The sequence below is a fragment of the Xanthomonas sp. XNM01 genome (assembly GCF_014851915.1).
Lineage (GTDB): Bacteria > Pseudomonadota > Gammaproteobacteria > Xanthomonadales > Xanthomonadaceae > Pseudoxanthomonas.
The window spans coordinates 1064068-1078938 of sequence record NZ_JACVAP010000001.1; the positions used below are offsets into that span (position 1 = coordinate 1064068).

The window sequence follows — 14871 nt, forward strand, 5'->3', positions numbered from 1 at the left end:
CTCGATCTCCCTCAAGCGGCCTGCATCAACAGGCTGGCTTCCAGCGCGACGATGGCCACGACGCCGGCGACCTCGGTGCGGATCAGCCGGCGCCGCGCCTGGCCATCCGTCCCGCTTTGGTCTTCGCGGGCCAGCACCCGGCGGCGCATCCAGAACCATCCATAGGCCGTTGCCGCGTACACGCACAGCCGCCAGATGAAGAAATACCCTGCGGAGGCCGCCAGCCACCGTTCCCAGCCTGCAACGCTGCCAACCAGGTAGATGCCCGCGACGTTGGCCCCGACGGCAGCGGCAACGATCAGCACCAGCCACAGCAACGTCTTCGCCGCGCGCCGGCTGAACAACCAGTGCAGCGGCCGCCAGGCCATGCGCGCCGGGCTCATGGCCGACTCCCCGGATTGCCCTTCTGGAGCTGGTCGAGACGATCCGGCACAGGATCGCCCTCGTAGATGCCGCGCGAGCCGGCCGCGCGCGTGCCGTGGCGCTGGATGATCGCCATGGGCGAGTTGTTCGCCAGTTCGCGCCGCAGTTCCAGTTCGGTCTTGAGGTTGCGAATCTCGCGGTCGAGCGTGTCGCTCTCGTGGTTCACGGCCTCCACGGCAAGCTCGTTCGCCGCCACGTTGGGCTCCTTCTTCCCCGTGAGCAGCGTGCGCTGCAGCAGCAGCGCCTTCTCCAGCACGGACGCAAGCGCGACCTCGGACGCCAGGCGCTGCGACAGCAGGTGCTGGTCGGGCTCGTCGCGCAGCGCCTCGATCACGCCGCGCGTAATCGGCAGCGACGCGCTGCCGGCTTCGCGCAGGTTCTCGGGCGTCGTGTTCTTCGCCTTGGAGACGAGATCCTGGAGCGCCTGCAGCTTGGTGTCGTATTCCTCCTGGATCAGCGGCGTGAGCCCGACGCCGGGCGTCGTCTCGGTCTTGGTGCAGGCATCGCACGTGCGCTGCTCCTTCTCGCCGAGCACGCGCGTGGCCCACTCGACGGCGGCCTGCGGCGAGGTCCAGGTCTGGCATGAGAGGCTGCTGCAACTGGACGGCGCGACGGACGACGTGTCGGTCACGCCGCGACCGTTGACCAGGTTGTAGCCGGCGCGGGTGACATCGCCGACGACCTTGATCGCGGGCTGGCCGGAGCCGCCCGCGTTGCTGCCCCCGACCCACGGCACGCCGTCATTGCCGCGGCGCGTCTCGGCCTGCTCGATGGCCGAGACCGCATCCGTGCTCGACACGGCATCGCGCAGCGCCAGGCCTTCGGCCATCTGACTCCAGCCGAGCTGGCCGCCCGCCGTTTCGGCCATCTTCTCTGCCATGGCGCGACACGTCAGCTTGCTGCGGTCGAAATCGAGTCGCGCCTGCAGCACGCCATTGGTGAGCAGGTTGTACAGACCGGGATCGGCCCGCTGGATGATCAGCGCGGGCAACGATGCCACCGCACTGGTGGCACTCTGGATCACCGACGACATGATTTGCTGGAAGCCGTTGGTGATGCCGTTGAGTTGATTCCTCAAGGTGGTCTGGATGCTCATGTCACCGCAGATCAAGTTGCTGTTCCAGCCCACGCCGACACCGAGAGAGCGCATGCCGGCCGCACGTCCCATCGACACGGCGTTGCCGCCACCGATCGAGTACATGACGTCATCGCCGATGACGCTGCCGCTGGTCTGGTATCCCAGTTGACCCCTGGCCACGCCGCTGCCCAGCGCGAGCGCGCCGGCCAGCGCCAGGACGATCTCCGTGCGACGTGACCGGCGGGAGAACGGATTGAATGCAGGACGGAAATTCATGGCACCACCTCAGAGGAAATCGACGCTGCCCAGGAACACTTGGCCCCGGCGCTCGCAGCAGGCATACGGCCGCCACAGCGCCCATGCGTAGTCGCCTTGCTGCGCCTGGGTAAGGGAGCCGCTGCGCGGGAAGACCGTGCAGGACGAGGACAGGACGGGTGTGAGTTCCTGCCACTTGCCGGTGGAGGCATCGCCCTCCATCAGCGCGCCGGCGGGCCAGTAGCCATCGCGGGAATTGGCGAGCAGCGGCTGATAGACGTGGATCTGCCCGCGGCGCGTGACGACATCGCCCGCACGCTGGGCCACCACTGCGCCGGCCTTGAAGTCGTCGGTCTGGTGCAGGAAGCCGCCGCGGGGATACACGTTGCCCCACAGGTTCATCGTGGTGCGTGCGCCGACCTCGCGCCGGCCCGGAATCAGCGCTTCCGGGTAGGCCATCTCGGGCACGTTGTAGCGCCAGGCCAGCGTATCCAGGGTGCTGAGCAAGTACGGCATGAACGCCGTGCCCGCGCCCTCGCAGAAGTAGCCCGAGGACGAGACGAACTGGTTGAACACCTCGGCGCCAGGGTGGCCGATCACGTCGGCGTTCTTGAATTTGGCGAGGTTGTTTTCGTGGTCCTCGTTCGTCGTCCCGTCGCCGCCCGCTTGGGCGGACGGGTTGGGCGTGCTCATCGCCCGGACTTCGGTCCAGGGGTTCTCGCCGGTGTTGCTGTAGCTGGAGACGACTGCATCGGGAACGTAGTGGCGAACCTTGGTGGACGTGCGCACCGTGCAGCCCGTCCAGGTGCAGTAAAGCCAGTAGCAGATGCCGACGACGCGGTATTCAAGGCAGTCGGGCGACGCCACCGAGCCGACGATGGTGGCGGTGTTGAGGGCGTAGCTGCCGGTGGCACTGAGCAGCAGCACGGACGCCACGCCAGCGCGCAGGCGGCGCATCAGGTCGAATGGGCGGGTCACGGCTGGGTCCTCCGGTGCTGCTCGATGCGCGCGATGGCGCGAGCCACGTCCGGCTCGCCATAGACCACGTAGCGCTGGTCCACCACGACGGCCGGGAGGCTGGTGATGCCCAGGCTCCATGCGTCGGTGACGCCTTGGTATGCGGAGGCAATGCGGCGTTGGAGGTTGGCACCGCCCTGGCTCAGGCGATCCCGAGCGATGCGTTCTGCGCGCGACGGGTCGGCTGGCAGGTCGGATGCCAGTTCGGCTTCGATGCGGGAGGGCGCATCCAGAAGGATCAGCCGATCCGCCTTGCCCGAGACTGGATGTGTCTGGTCGGTGACGACCCAGGTTTCAGCGTGAAGCGCGCTGGTCGCAAGGAGCGCCGCCAGGCCCGTGGCTGTCAGCCATGGCCGCCTGGCGGAAATGATCGAAGGAAAGCGGCGCATGGCGTGGCACCCCGGAGTTCACGATTCCGGTAGTGCAGCGCAATGACGCCGTTGAGGCGACCCGAAATAGGAAACGGGTCCTACCCGGTTTTCTAAAGCCCCCTGGCAAGTGCTCTGTCACCAGGCAGGCGGACCGCGGGATCAGGTTCCGATGGCGGCACAGGCAGACATGCAAGCCGTGTCCGCGCTGGAAGTGCGTTTAGAACGCGGCGATGCCGGTGATGGCACGGCCGAGGATCAGCGCATGGATGTCGTGCGTGCCCTCGTAAGTGTTGACCACCTCCAGATTGACGAGGTGGCGGGCCACGCCGTACTCGTCGCTGATGCCGTTGCCTCCCATCATGTCGCGCGCCAAGCGGGCGATGTCCAATGCCTTGCCGCAATTGTTGCGCTTGAGGACGGAGGTCAGTTCCACCGGCGCTAGCCCTTCGTCCTTCATGCGCCCCAGCCGCAGGCAACCCTGCAGACCGAGGCAGATGTCGGTCAGCATGTCAGCCAGCTTCTTCTGGATGAGCTGGTTGGCCGCCAGGGGGCGGCCGAACTGCTGGCGGTCGAGCACATACTGGCGGGCACGGGCATAGCAGTCCTCGGCCGCGCCCAGCGCACCCCAAGCGATGCCATAGCGGGCGCTGTTGAGGCAGGTGAACGGGCCCTTCAGGCCGCGCACCTCGGGGAAGGCGTTCTCTTCGGGGCAGAACACCTCGTCCATCACCACCTCGCCGGTGATGCTGGCGCGCAGACCTACCTTGCCGTGAATGGCAGGCGCACTCAGACCCTTCCAGCCCTTCTCCAGCACGAAGCCACGGATGGCGCCCTCGTCGTCCTTGGCCCAGACGACGAAGACGTCGGCGATGGGACTGTTGCTGATCCACATCTTGCTGCAGGAGAGCAGGTAGCCGCCATCGACCTTGCGCGCGCGTGTCACCATGCTGCCCGGATCGGAGCCATGGTTCGGCTCGGTGAGTCCAAAGCAGCCAATGGCCTTGCCGCTTGCAAGCCGGGGCAGGTATTTCTGCCGCGAGGCCTCGGTGCCGAATTCCTGGATCGGAACCATGACCAGAGAGGATTGAACGCTCATCATGGAGCGGTAGCCGGAATCGACGCGCTCGACCTCCCGGGCGATCAAGCCGTAGCTGACGTAGTTCAGGCCGGCGCCACCGTAGCGCTCGTCGATGGTGGGACCCAGCAGCCCAAGTTCACCCATCTCTCGGAAGATCGCCGGGTCGGTTTCTTCGTGGCGAAAGGCCTGCTGCGCGCGCGGAAGCAATTTGTCTTGGCAGTAGGCGTGGGCAGCATCCTGTACAGCGCGCTCATCGTCGGTCAGTTGCGCGCGCAGGCCAAAGGGGTCTTGCCAATCGAAAGTTATTTTGGGCATTGCGGTATGTGAAGGGAGTAGTTGACGGTTGAAACTGGTTCCAATCGCAGGGATGCTCCTGCGTTTGATCTAGCCCATCCGATGCTTGGTGATCGCCTGATAGATGGACTCATCGACCTCGATCCAGCCGCGCTCGCGGCCCTCGCGCACTCGGTTGGCGGCAGCGCTGCCCGGTGTCCTTACAGGGCCGCCTCCGGGCATGGGCCGGGAGTCAGCTATCTGCTCTTGAAGGTTGCTGATCTTGGTCTTGAACTCGTGCAGAGGCATCAGGAGTTCTGGGTCAATGGCCATGAAGAAGTAGCCCCACCTTCCATCGCCATCGCGAATGACGGAATCGCTGCCTCCCAGGATGCCCAGTGCTTGCACGATGACGGAAAGCGCCGACCCCCGCGCAGATTGCGAATGAAGCCCTTGCCGCCCGCGCCGCCGGGGCGGCCATCATCCACATCCATGTGCGTGACCCTGACACGGGAAAGCCCAGCCGTGACCTGCGGCTATACCGCGAGGTCGTCGATCGGATTCGTGACGCCGGCAGCGATGTCCTGATCAACCTGACCACCGGCGCCGGCGGCCGGTATGTGCCTGACGAGGCCGACCCCAACAGGAACGCGATTGCCGGCATGGCAACGCCCGAGGAGCGCATGGACCATGTGCTCGAACTGCGGCCAGACATCTGCAGCCTGGATATCGGGACGATGAATTTCGGTGCCCACGCATTTCTCAACCTGCCAGCGGGCGTGGAGAAGATGGCCGCAGCCATCCGGGCAGCAGGCGTCAAGCCTGAACTCGAAATCTTCGACCTCGGGCATGCGGCGTATGCACGGCATCTGTACGACCGCCAACTGCTGGACGGCCCGCTTTGGTTTCAATTCTGCCTGGGCGTGCCGTGGGGGGCTCCTGCCTCTGCCGAGTCCTTGATGGCGATGCGGCAGTTGCTTCCACCAGGCGCTCGCTGGAGCGCATTCGGCATTTCGCGGCACCAGTTCCCGATGGTGGCGCAGGCCGTGCTGTTGGGCGGCCATGTGCGCGTCGGCCTGGAGGACAACCTGTACCTGACCCGCGGACAACTGGCACCCGGCAATGCCTCGCTGGTGGAGCGTGCGGCGCGCATCGTCGGAGAGCTGGACGCGGAGGTCGCGACTCCCGCCCAGGCACGCGAACTCCTGGGCCTGCCGAGGAAATAGAACATGCCACGACTGAAGCCAATACCCGATGCGGACCTGAGCCCGGAGCAGGCCCTGGTGTGCGCGGAAGCGCGCTCCGGACCACGGGGCAAGATTCCCGCGCCGATGATTGCCTGGCTCCGCAATCCCGAGCTGGCGCGACGCGGGCAGAAGCTTGGCGAACTTCTGCGTTTCGAGACCTCGCTGGAGCCGCGGCTTACCGAACTCGCGATTCTGGTGTGCGGGCGCCACTGGACGTCCCACCACGAATGGACGGCGCACAAGGCCCTGGCCTTGAAAGCTGGACTGGAGGCCGGCGTGATCGCCGATATCGCCGCCCGTCGCTCACCAAATCTCCAGTGCGACCGGCAACGCGCCGTGTACGAAGTCTCCTCGGCCTTGCTGGCAAACGGCAGGATTGGTGAGGACCTCTACGAGAGTGGAACTGCGCAGTTGGGGGAAAAGGGCATGGTCGAACTCGTGAGCGTGCTCGGCTACTACTGCCTTGTCGCCTTGACGCTCAATGCGTTCGAGCTGGGCATTCCCGAGAACGTCGCTCCTGAACTTCAGGACCCACAATTCCCGGGAAGTCCACAGGCCGCATGACGCAGCCGGCAGAGCGCACCGCGTGCAAGGAGGTGGTGCTGGAACCCAACCAGCCCATCGTCGATGCGCACCACCATCTCTATGACCGGCCCGGACTGAGGTATCTGCTCGACGACCTGTTGGCCGATGTGGGGTCGGGTCATGACGTGCGGGCGACGGTCTATGTTCAGGCGCGCGCCATGCTGCGCCAGGACGGAGACGAGCGGTTCAAACCCGTGGGCGAAACCGAGTTCGCCAACGGTGTGGCAGCGATGTGCGCCAGCGGGACCTACGGGTCGATCCGCGCGTGTGCTGCGATTGTCGGCGCTGCGGACCTGCGCCTTGGGCGCGATGTTCGGGCCGTGCTGGAAGCCCATATCGCTGCGGCGGGAGGGCCAGTCGATAGCGGCGGGCGCTTCAGGGGGATTCGGCACGTTGCGGCGTGGGACCCCGAACCTGTGTTTCTCAACCCGGCCTATCCGACGAGTGAGGATCTGCTCGACCAGACCGAGTTTCGGGCTGGGTTCTCCCACCTGGCCCCGTTGGGACTGAGCTTCGATGCCTGGCTGTACTTCCATCAGATACCTCGCCTCACGGCGCTTGCGCGCGCGTTTCCTGACACCCCGATCGTTCTGAACCATTGCGGAGGCATCCTGGGAAGAGGACGCTACGAACGAAAGCGCGCCGAGGTATTCCGCCAGTGGAGCACCGCACTGCGCGAGCTTGCGTTGTGTCCTAACGTGATGGTCAAGCTCGGTGGTCTAGGAATGCCACAGACAGGCCTAGCCCCTGACAGACGCGATGGTGTGCCCCTGTCGGTTGATTTGGCGAGGGCTTGGCGTCCCTGGATGGAAGAGTGCATTGATGCCTTTGGGTCGTCGCGGTGCATGTTCGAGAGCAACTTCCCCGCCGACAGAACCGGCCATGCCTATGTCGAGGGCTGGAATGCGTTCAAACGGTTGGCGATGGGCGCAAGCCCGGCAGAAAAGGCGGACCTGTTTTGGCGCAGTGCATGCGCGCTCTATCGGTTGCCAGCCTTGGCGTAGCAGCACTCCTGCGTCAACGGTCGCAAGCTATTTCGGCATTTCATTGGCATCCGCAGGCGCCTCGGCCGCGCGCGCGGCTGCCGTGCCCTCGACCGCCAGCATGTCCATGGCCGAGAGCAAGGCGTCTCCCTCGATCGGCCCCTGCAGCAGGATGGCCTGGCCCGTCTGGCGATCGAGCAGCCGCAGCGACGGCGTGGCGGTCACGCCGCTCTTGGTGGCTTCCGCGGCCTGCGCGCGGATGAGCGCATCGACCCGCTCGCTCGCCAGGCATTGCTCGACGGCTGGCGTCGATTCGGGGTAGCGCAGGCCATCGGGCAGGCCTTGGCCGTCGCTGCGCGTCTGGGCATAGACCCACTCGACGGCTTGCCAGAATGCCGCATGTCCGCCGGCTTCGGCGGCGCACTCGGTCAGGCGCGCCTCGATCCACGCGGCGGGTTCATGCGCAGCCAGCGGCTGGTGGTGCCATTGCAGGGCCACGTCGGTGTTGTTGCCGACCCACCGCTTGAGCTGCGGGAAGTACTCCCGGCAGAACGGGCACTCCAGGTCGGCGTAGAGCGTCAGCCTGAAGCGGCCTTCCGGGTTGCCCATCAGCCAGGGTGGTCCGGCGACCTGCGCCGTGCTGACCGGCGTGGACGACTGCGGTGAGGGCTTGTCGGGCGACCGGGACAAGAGCCAGATCAGCAGCAGCGCGACCAGCGCAGCGGCCAAGGCCCATGGCCAGCGGGGCCGCCGAGTGCGACGGCGGAATGCCTGGACTTGCATCGGAATGGAAGGACGTTTCTGTTCCATGGCGTTCTCCGGCTTACGACAGTTCCAGGGCCGGCGACTGGATGCCGCGCGCCTGGTCGATCCTCTCGGCCACCTTGAAGGCCGCTTCCAGTTCGTTGCAGCCGTACTGCTGCATGAGCTGGTAGCGCTCGGCCTTCTCTTCGGGTTCGGTCTGCGCAAGCGCGAGGTACAGGCTCGGCGGCACGGCGCGGAACAGCACTTCCATGCTTTTGGAGAGGATGACGCCCTCGGTGAACTTGCCCGCCTCCTTGCGGGCCGACAGCATCAGCGCCTTCTGCGCGGGCGAGAGTTCGCGGAACCTGGCGATCTTCTCCACCTCATCGGGCGGCATCGACAGGCAGACCCACCACTCAATCATGTTGAGCATGGGCTCGGCGGCACGCGGCAGATCGTCGATATTTTGCGTAGCCAGCCAGTACCAGGCCCCTAGCTTGCGCCACATTTTTGTGATCTTGACCACGTAGGGTGCAAGCAATGGATTTTTGGTGATGATGTGTCCTTCGTCTGTGACGTTGACGATGGGACGACCCAGATACTGATCGCGCTCGGCGATGTTGTTCACCGTGCTGATCAGGCTGATGTAGGCGATGGAGAGCTGGGCGTTGTAGCCCTCGCGGGCGTAGGTCGCCAGATCGACCAGGGTGATGTCCGCCTCGGGCCACGGCGTGCCGTCGCGGTCGAACATCTCGCCGTCCGTGCCTTGGCAGAACATGTCCATCGCGTCCGCCATCTCCATCAGCCGAACGCGGCGCATCTCGGGCAGCGTCGGGTCCTGACCCCGGGCGCGCAGCGCGTTGCGCACGTCGCGCGTGAGCACCGTGCGCTTCTCGCTATCACCTCCACCGTGGCAGTGCTCGGCGGCGTCGAGGATGCACTGGCGGATCAGCGAGCGGTCGGCCCGCGTCATCCGGGCTTCTTCCTTGTCCTCGCCTCCGGTGATCATCAGCCGTGCCGTGATCTCCAGTTCGCCCAGCACGTCGCGCTGCTCGTCCGCCTCCATGGCCGAGGCGTCCGGTGGCAGGTCTTCGTCCAGCGCGTCGGCATCGAGGGTCTGCACGTCACTCGGCGTTTCGATCAGCCGGCGCGCATCGGCGAATGGCGCGAGGCTGATGCCCGAGCCAGGGGCCAGCTTGACCCGGTTCACCGTCAGCCCGAGCTTGCGTGCGAAGTCGCTGAACAGGCCGAAGCTGTTGCCGGCCTCCACGATGAACAGCCGCGGGCGGTATATCGCCGTAACTTGGTTCAAGAGGTTGTTGAGCGTCGCGGACTTCCCCGAGCCGGTAGGGCCGAACAGAAACAGGTGGGCATTCATCTGCCGATCCAACCTGTTCAAGGGGTCAAACGTAATCGGGCCGCCACCGCGATTGAACATCGTGATGCCGGGGTGCCCCGTGCCCTGGGCGCGGCCCCACACCGGCGACACGTTCGCGATGTGCTGCGCGAACATCAGTTGGGTGTACCACCTGCGCCGATCCTGGCCGGGGTTGTAGCAGCACGGCAGCCAGCGCAGGTAGCTGTTGAGCGGTGCCACCTCGTCGTCCTCGCGCACCGGCTGCAAGCCGGCGTTGAGCATCACGTTCGCCAGGTCCAGGCCGCGCCGGTCCAGTTCCGCTTCGTCGCGTCCGCGCAGGTAGAACGCCAGCGTCCCCCGGTAGAGCTTGTGCGCGCTGCCGATGAGGGAGCGGGCTTCCTGCACGTCCTTCAACGTCTGCTCCGACGCCAGCGTCTCGCCCACGGCCTTCTTCGCCAGGTGGTTGAGATCCGCTTCCAACACATCCTGCGGCGTGGCGACCATCGTGAGACACAGCAAGGTGTCTTCCGGCATCTGGTCGAACAGCGTGTTGATGGCATCCCCCTTGCGGGTCTCGCCGGTCAGGTGTCCGGTGCCGGGCGGCATGCGCAGCCGGTCGGTGATCAGCACGCGGTGCGGCATGCCGTCGAAGTACCAGGTGCCGTGCTCCACGTCGGAGCGTGGCTGGCCGAAGAACAACCGCTGGCTGAAATCCCGCCCGCTCGCCAGTTCGATCTCGCCAGCCTCGCTTTCTTCGGTGCTGTCGGGGTAGCGCGCCAGCGCGTAGAAGCGCTCCCGATCCTCGGCGCCAGGCCCGAGCATCGCGGGGCGCGGATTGAACCACCGCAGCAGCCAGTCGTGGACGTCGGCTGCGACCATGCGCCGTGCCTGGATGCCGGCGTTCGCCAAGCCGCCGCACAGGCGGTCGCAGACGATGTTCAGCATCTGCTCGGGCGTCTGGCCGCGGCGGCTTGCCTGCCCGGTGGCACGGCGATAGATCACCATGCGCACCCGCCGCGTCTGGCCGCGCCAGCGCAGCCGCGTGACCACCGTGTCCTCGAACAGGCCGCCCGGCTTGGCGACCGCGCGCAGGTGGTGGCTGAAGAAGCGAAGGTAGAACTCCGTGAAAGCGGTGCCGCGGGCGCGCGGCTGCACGTAGTCGCGCAGGTTCTCCATGTACTGGTCGAAGCTGGGTTCGTCCTGGGCGTAGAGCTGGAGCACCCAGGGGTTCTCGTCCAGTTCATCGAAACTGTCTTGCAGGGCGTTTTCGAGCGCGTCGCGGGCGTGCGCCAGCCATCCGGGTTCCCGGCCCTCGGTGCCCAGCGGCACCAGCTCGTAGAAGGCCGCCACCGACTGGCCATCCTCCAGCAGCATGGATTTCGACTGCGGCAGGAACTCCACCCATGGCAGCAGCTCCGCGAACGACGGCGCGACGTCGTACAGCGCCTGCTCGTCGGCCACGGTCGCCGGCCTGCGGCCCTGAACCGCTGCGCCGGGTTCGGGGACGCCGGCCTGGCGCAAGGCCTCGACGTGGCGCTGCCAGCCGTCCGGCTTCTCTTCGTCGCCGGTGCCGGATGCGGCCAGCTTCGGCCAGGGAAGTTTCCAGCGCATCAATAGTCCTCCAGCCGTTCACCGGGCATGGCGTACTGCACGCGCTGGTACAGCGGGAAGACCGTCGTGTAGCCCGGAACCGGCACGGGGTCCGTGCCTGCCAGGTGCGGGTACACGTACATGACGAGATCGGGGTTGGGCAGGCGCTGGAACTGGCGATGGACCTCGTTGCGCGCCGTGCGCGTGTAGCGCCTCTGCTCGGCGGGCGCGGCCTGCACGTCGGTATCGGTCAGCGGCCGGCGCAGGCTCTGGCGTGCGTCGAGCAACTGCCGGCGCGCGACTTGGCCGGTGCCACTGCCGCCGCCACCCGTTTCCTGCTGCCAGATGTCCATCATGGTGCGGTCGCTATGGGTCAGCAGCTCTTCCTTGCTGGTGGCGCAGCCGCCGAGCACGGCGACGGCGAGGGCCAGCGCCAGGCCCTTAATCGAGTTCGAGCGCATGGCTTTCTCCTGCACGGTGATCGACGCGCCTGCCTTCGGGGTCGTGATCGATGGCGAGCGGCTTTTCGAGGTGGACGGCGACCTTGGCGCCGGGCTGCACATAGACGGCGGCGAAGGCCTGGCCGTAGAGCTTGTTGACCCAGGCCGACATGTCCCGCACGCCGCCCGCGAGGATCTGGCCGACCGCTTCCTGGCCGCTGATCCCAACGGTGCCGATGGCGCCGTCCGAGCCGACGTAGGACATGCGGCCGCTGTCGCTCTCGATGAGCGAGGCGACGCCGGCACCGGCCGCCGTGATCAGGGCCTGCGAGCCGAGGTATTGCTGGGCGTTGCTGCGCCGCTCGCCGCTGACGCAGGGGATGCCGTGCGGATCGCTGATCCAGCCCAGGCCGTCGCGCTGCTGGTTGTTCTGCTGGTTGCCTTCACGGTCTTCGGGGATGGTGCGGATCGTGCCGTCGTTGAAGACGAAGGTGATGCTGCGCACCTGACCGCGCACGCACGAGAGCGTCCAGTCACCCGATGCCGTTCCGCTGAACACCGCGCCGGCCACGTCGGGAATGTCAATCCCGTTGGCCGTGAGGTTGTCCGGCCCGACCAGCACCTTGAAGGGGTACGGGTCGTTCACCGTCCCGTCGATCGGCACGCGGCCAATCAGCGCCGTCATCGCCACGGAGCCCATCAGCGTCGAGTTGGTCGGCACGGTATAGACCGGCTTGGCGCTCTTGACGCCTGCCGCACGTGCGCCGGCGTTCGCCACGGTTTCCGCGGTGGTTTCCAGCGTGCTTTGCGCGGGGCCGAAACTCGTCGGGAAGCTCATGCCGCTGCCCGTGCCACGACTGCCGTTGCGTCCCTCGGCCTTCTTCGCGTCATCCGGTTCGACCCAGCGCACGCCGCCTTCCATGCCGGCCTCGTCGCCGTCGCGCAGCCCCAGGCCCACGGGCAGATCGGCATGGCCGCCGCCGCGCCCGCCGATGCTGTCCAGGCGCCGCTGCAGGTCGGCGAGCAGCCCTTCGGTCTGCTGGCGCGCGCTGGCCGCCTGTTCCTGGTCGCGGCGCAGGTTCGAGCGTTCGGATTCGAGGGCCGAGTTGATGCGCTGGTCGATGGAGTTTTCGCGCTGGCGCAGGCGCTGGTTTTCCTCGCGCTGCGACTTGTTGTCGGTCAGCGCGGTCTGAAGCTCGGTGCGCAACTGCTTCACCTGGGCGACGAGCGTTGCCACGGTATCGCGCGGGGTATCGCCTTCGATGCCCAACGCCTTCATTTCCTCGGGCGTGAGCTTGGAGCCGGCATCCGCGGCGGGCGGTGCCGACGTGCTTCCGCCGGAGAACAGCCGGATGGCAACGAACAGCACCAGCAAGGCGACCGGGATCATCAGCCACTTGAGCAAGCCGTTACTGCGCATGGCGGGCCTCCTTGCCGTCGTCGGCTTCAGCGTCCGGCTGCGGCAGATGCACGGCCGGGTCGAAGCGCTGGATCGCCGGCAGCAGCGACTGCGCCAGGCCGCGCCCGCGCGTCACCAGGTACAGGACGGTCGTGTCCTCGGGTGTGCCGCGGGGGCCGAGCGCTTCGTGCTGGAAGGTGGCGGTGAGGAAGTCGCCTTGCAGCACGCGCGGGTCGAGCGTGACCCAGCTCGCGCCGGTGTTGGTCAGGCGCACGGCAGTGACCCACTGGTCTTCCAGCCGCCACGACGCGAGAGTGACCGCGCGCACGGGCAGCGTCGGCATCAGCATGCCGAGGTCGAGGTCACGGCGCAGGTTCACCCGCATGACGCCCGGCAGCGGCTCCACAGTGCGCAGCGGCGCGTAGAGGTTCTGCGCGGCGAAGCGCGTCAGGACGACCGGAACCGGCGTCTCGCGCCGCGCTGCCCGCCTACCTGCTTGATCCTGGGCGCGCGCAGGGGCCTCATCGGCATCGCCTGCCTGATCGCCATAGCGCGCCGGGGTGCTGCTGCCCTCGACGATGCGTACCGGCTCCAGCTCGGCTTCGCCGTCCTTGGGCGGCTCGGCCGCGATGTCGAGCAGGATCAGCGCGCCCGTATCGGCGTCCTGCAATTGCAGCCGCGTGGGCTCGATCGGCTCGCTGGCGCGCAGGTACACCGCGCCACCCGCGCTCTGCACGCGCAGGCGTTCGCCCACGCCCGCAGGCACGCCCACGCGGACGTTCCGGTCGATGAACACGATGCGCTCCTGGCCGACCTTCAGCGGCACCGCCAGCGGCATGCGCTCCCAGCGCAAGATTTCCACCGCCTGAGCGGGGGCCACGGCGACGGCCAACAGCCCCAGCAGCGTGAGTACAGGATGCTTCATGGGTTGTTTCCTCCTTGGGGCGCTTGCGGAGACAGGCCGCCAGGTGCCGGGCGCGTCGGCTCCGGGGCGCTGATGCGCTGGGGGGCACCGTCGTAGCAGTCCAGCGCCAGGCCGAACGGGTTGCGGGCGGGATCAATGTCCACCCGCGTGACCTTCACCGGGTAGCGCACGAGAGCGCGCTTGACCTGCTCGGCGCCGTAGTACTCGTCGGCGGTGATGTCGAGCGTCACCACCCAGTCGCGGTCGGAGACCACGCGCACGCGCGCCGTGGGGTCGTCGCCGTAGCCGCGGCCGGGGATTTCGTAGATGCCGCGCACGCGCTGGCGCAGCTCGCCCGTGCTGCGGCGGTAGTCGTAGTCCGCGCGCAGGAAGGCTTGGCAGGACGGGGTGAGATACGGCGAGAGCGTGTGGAGGTTGCGCGGGTAGTCCTCTTCGCCGTTCGTCGGCCAGCGGTTGAGGGTCTGGAACACGTAGAACGTGAACGCATAGACCGATTCGGGCGGCACTTCCCACCACTTGCGGGTACTGCCGGAGCGCAGGTCGGGCGGGACGTGGATCGTCAGGTCGCGCGGCGCGCTCCACCAGCCGCCGCCCATGACCAGGGCGACGATGACCAGCGCGCCAGCACCCAGGCGAAGCGTCTTGATGTGCGCCTGCAGGTGGGCGATCTCGTTTTTGAAACGGCTCATCGTGCCCCCCTTGCAACAAACCTTCGGGTGGACCAGAAGCCGGAACGCGAGATCAACACGTGGCCGCCCACCCATCCCGCCATCAGCGGATGGCGCGTGGCGATGCGCCATTGCAGTTGCCGGTACAGCCAGGTGTCGGGGCGCCCGCGCTTGAGGCGGCGCAGGATGCCGCCGCCGATGAAGACGCCCAGGGCCACGCCCAGGACGACGAACGTCGGCGCGATGGCAATCGTGCGGAACACCCAGGACAGCGGCGCACCGACCAGCAGGCCGGCGGCGCCGGACAGGCCGCAGCAGATCCACAGTTCGTCGGCGGTGAGACCGCGCACGACAACGGGGTGGCGGTTGAGCCGGTGCGGAAGGAACGTGACCGTCCCGTCCGCACGGACGTGCTGCTGCTCGGACATACCGGCCTCG

The 14871-nt window shown here is 67.1% G+C and carries 16 protein-coding genes; 3 read left to right on the forward strand and 13 right to left on the reverse strand.

Annotated features, from left to right (window positions below):
- Positions 1-11: 11 nt before the first annotated feature.
- The 6 genes from IB242_RS04805 to IB242_RS04830 form a co-directional block, all read right to left on the reverse strand.
- A complete protein-coding gene (locus tag IB242_RS04805; RefSeq protein WP_192276338.1) occupies positions 12-383 on the reverse strand; it encodes a hypothetical protein in 372 nt (123 codons plus the stop codon).
- Complete coding sequence (locus IB242_RS04810) at positions 380-1777, reverse strand: integrating conjugative element protein (RefSeq protein ID WP_192276340.1); 1398 nt, start codon at positions 1775-1777, stop codon at positions 380-382. The genes IB242_RS04805 and IB242_RS04810 overlap by 4 nt, the downstream gene beginning before the upstream one ends.
- Positions 1778-1786: 9 nt before the next feature.
- Positions 1787-2734, reverse strand: a complete 948-nt coding sequence (locus IB242_RS04815) for a TIGR03756 family integrating conjugative element protein (protein WP_192276342.1) — start codon at positions 2732-2734, stop codon at positions 1787-1789.
- Entirely contained in the window at positions 2731-3162 is a 432-nt protein-coding gene (locus IB242_RS04820; protein ID WP_192276344.1) for a TIGR03757 family integrating conjugative element protein, read from the reverse strand. Before IB242_RS04820 ends, IB242_RS04815 begins: the two co-directional genes overlap by 4 nt.
- Before the next feature lie 199 nt (positions 3163-3361).
- On the reverse strand, positions 3362-4537 hold the full coding sequence (locus tag IB242_RS04825; RefSeq protein WP_192276346.1) for an acyl-CoA dehydrogenase: 1176 nt from the start codon (positions 4535-4537) through the stop codon (positions 3362-3364).
- 69 nt (positions 4538-4606) lie between these two features.
- Complete coding sequence (locus IB242_RS04830; protein WP_192276348.1) at positions 4607-4903, reverse strand: Ldh family oxidoreductase; 297 nt, start codon at positions 4901-4903, stop codon at positions 4607-4609.
- Positions 4904-4932: 29 nt separating this feature from the next.
- Between IB242_RS04830 and IB242_RS04835 the strand changes: the two genes are divergently transcribed.
- The 3 genes from IB242_RS04835 to IB242_RS04845 are packed head-to-tail and all read left to right on the forward strand — an operon-like array spanning position 4933 to position 7331.
- Positions 4933-5721, forward strand: a complete 789-nt coding sequence (locus IB242_RS04835) for a 3-keto-5-aminohexanoate cleavage protein (RefSeq protein WP_192277742.1) — start codon at positions 4933-4935, stop codon at positions 5719-5721.
- Between the two features lie 3 nt (positions 5722-5724).
- Complete coding sequence (locus IB242_RS04840) at positions 5725-6306, forward strand: carboxymuconolactone decarboxylase family protein (protein ID WP_192276350.1); 582 nt, start codon at positions 5725-5727, stop codon at positions 6304-6306.
- Positions 6303-7331, forward strand: coding sequence for an amidohydrolase family protein (locus IB242_RS04845; protein ID WP_192276353.1), 1029 nt, complete (start codon positions 6303-6305; stop codon positions 7329-7331). Before IB242_RS04840 ends, IB242_RS04845 begins: the two co-directional genes overlap by 4 nt.
- A gap of 27 nt (positions 7332-7358) precedes the next feature.
- Here IB242_RS04845 and IB242_RS04850 read toward each other — a convergent pair whose 3' ends face one another.
- From IB242_RS04850 to IB242_RS04880, 7 genes are read right to left on the reverse strand one after another with little or no spacing between them, the layout of a single operon-like run.
- On the reverse strand, positions 7359-8120 hold the full coding sequence (locus IB242_RS04850) for a DsbA family protein (RefSeq protein WP_192276355.1): 762 nt from the start codon (positions 8118-8120) through the stop codon (positions 7359-7361).
- Between the two features lie 13 nt (positions 8121-8133).
- The gene (locus IB242_RS04855; protein ID WP_192276357.1) at positions 8134-11022 is read right to left on the reverse strand and encodes a conjugative transfer ATPase; all 2889 of its coding nucleotides are present in this window, start codon (positions 11020-11022) and stop codon (positions 8134-8136) included.
- Complete coding sequence (locus IB242_RS04860; protein ID WP_192276359.1) at positions 11022-11462, reverse strand: TIGR03751 family conjugal transfer lipoprotein; 441 nt, start codon at positions 11460-11462, stop codon at positions 11022-11024. The genes IB242_RS04855 and IB242_RS04860 overlap by 1 nt, the downstream gene beginning before the upstream one ends.
- Positions 11443-12861, reverse strand: a complete 1419-nt coding sequence (locus IB242_RS04865; RefSeq protein ID WP_192276361.1) for a TIGR03752 family integrating conjugative element protein — start codon at positions 12859-12861, stop codon at positions 11443-11445. The genes IB242_RS04860 and IB242_RS04865 overlap by 20 nt, the downstream gene beginning before the upstream one ends.
- The gene (locus IB242_RS04870; RefSeq protein ID WP_192276363.1) at positions 12851-13765 is read right to left on the reverse strand and encodes a TIGR03749 family integrating conjugative element protein; all 915 of its coding nucleotides are present in this window, start codon (positions 13763-13765) and stop codon (positions 12851-12853) included. Before IB242_RS04870 ends, IB242_RS04865 begins: the two co-directional genes overlap by 11 nt.
- On the reverse strand, positions 13762-14454 hold the full coding sequence (locus tag IB242_RS04875) for a PFL_4703 family integrating conjugative element protein (protein ID WP_192276366.1): 693 nt from the start codon (positions 14452-14454) through the stop codon (positions 13762-13764). The genes IB242_RS04870 and IB242_RS04875 overlap by 4 nt, the downstream gene beginning before the upstream one ends.
- Positions 14451-14861 carry a TIGR03750 family conjugal transfer protein gene (locus tag IB242_RS04880; RefSeq protein ID WP_192276368.1) on the reverse strand — a complete coding sequence of 137 codons (411 nt, stop codon included), beginning with the start codon at positions 14859-14861 and terminating at the stop codon, positions 14451-14453. Before IB242_RS04880 ends, IB242_RS04875 begins: the two co-directional genes overlap by 4 nt.
- Positions 14862-14871: the final 10 nt, after the last annotated feature.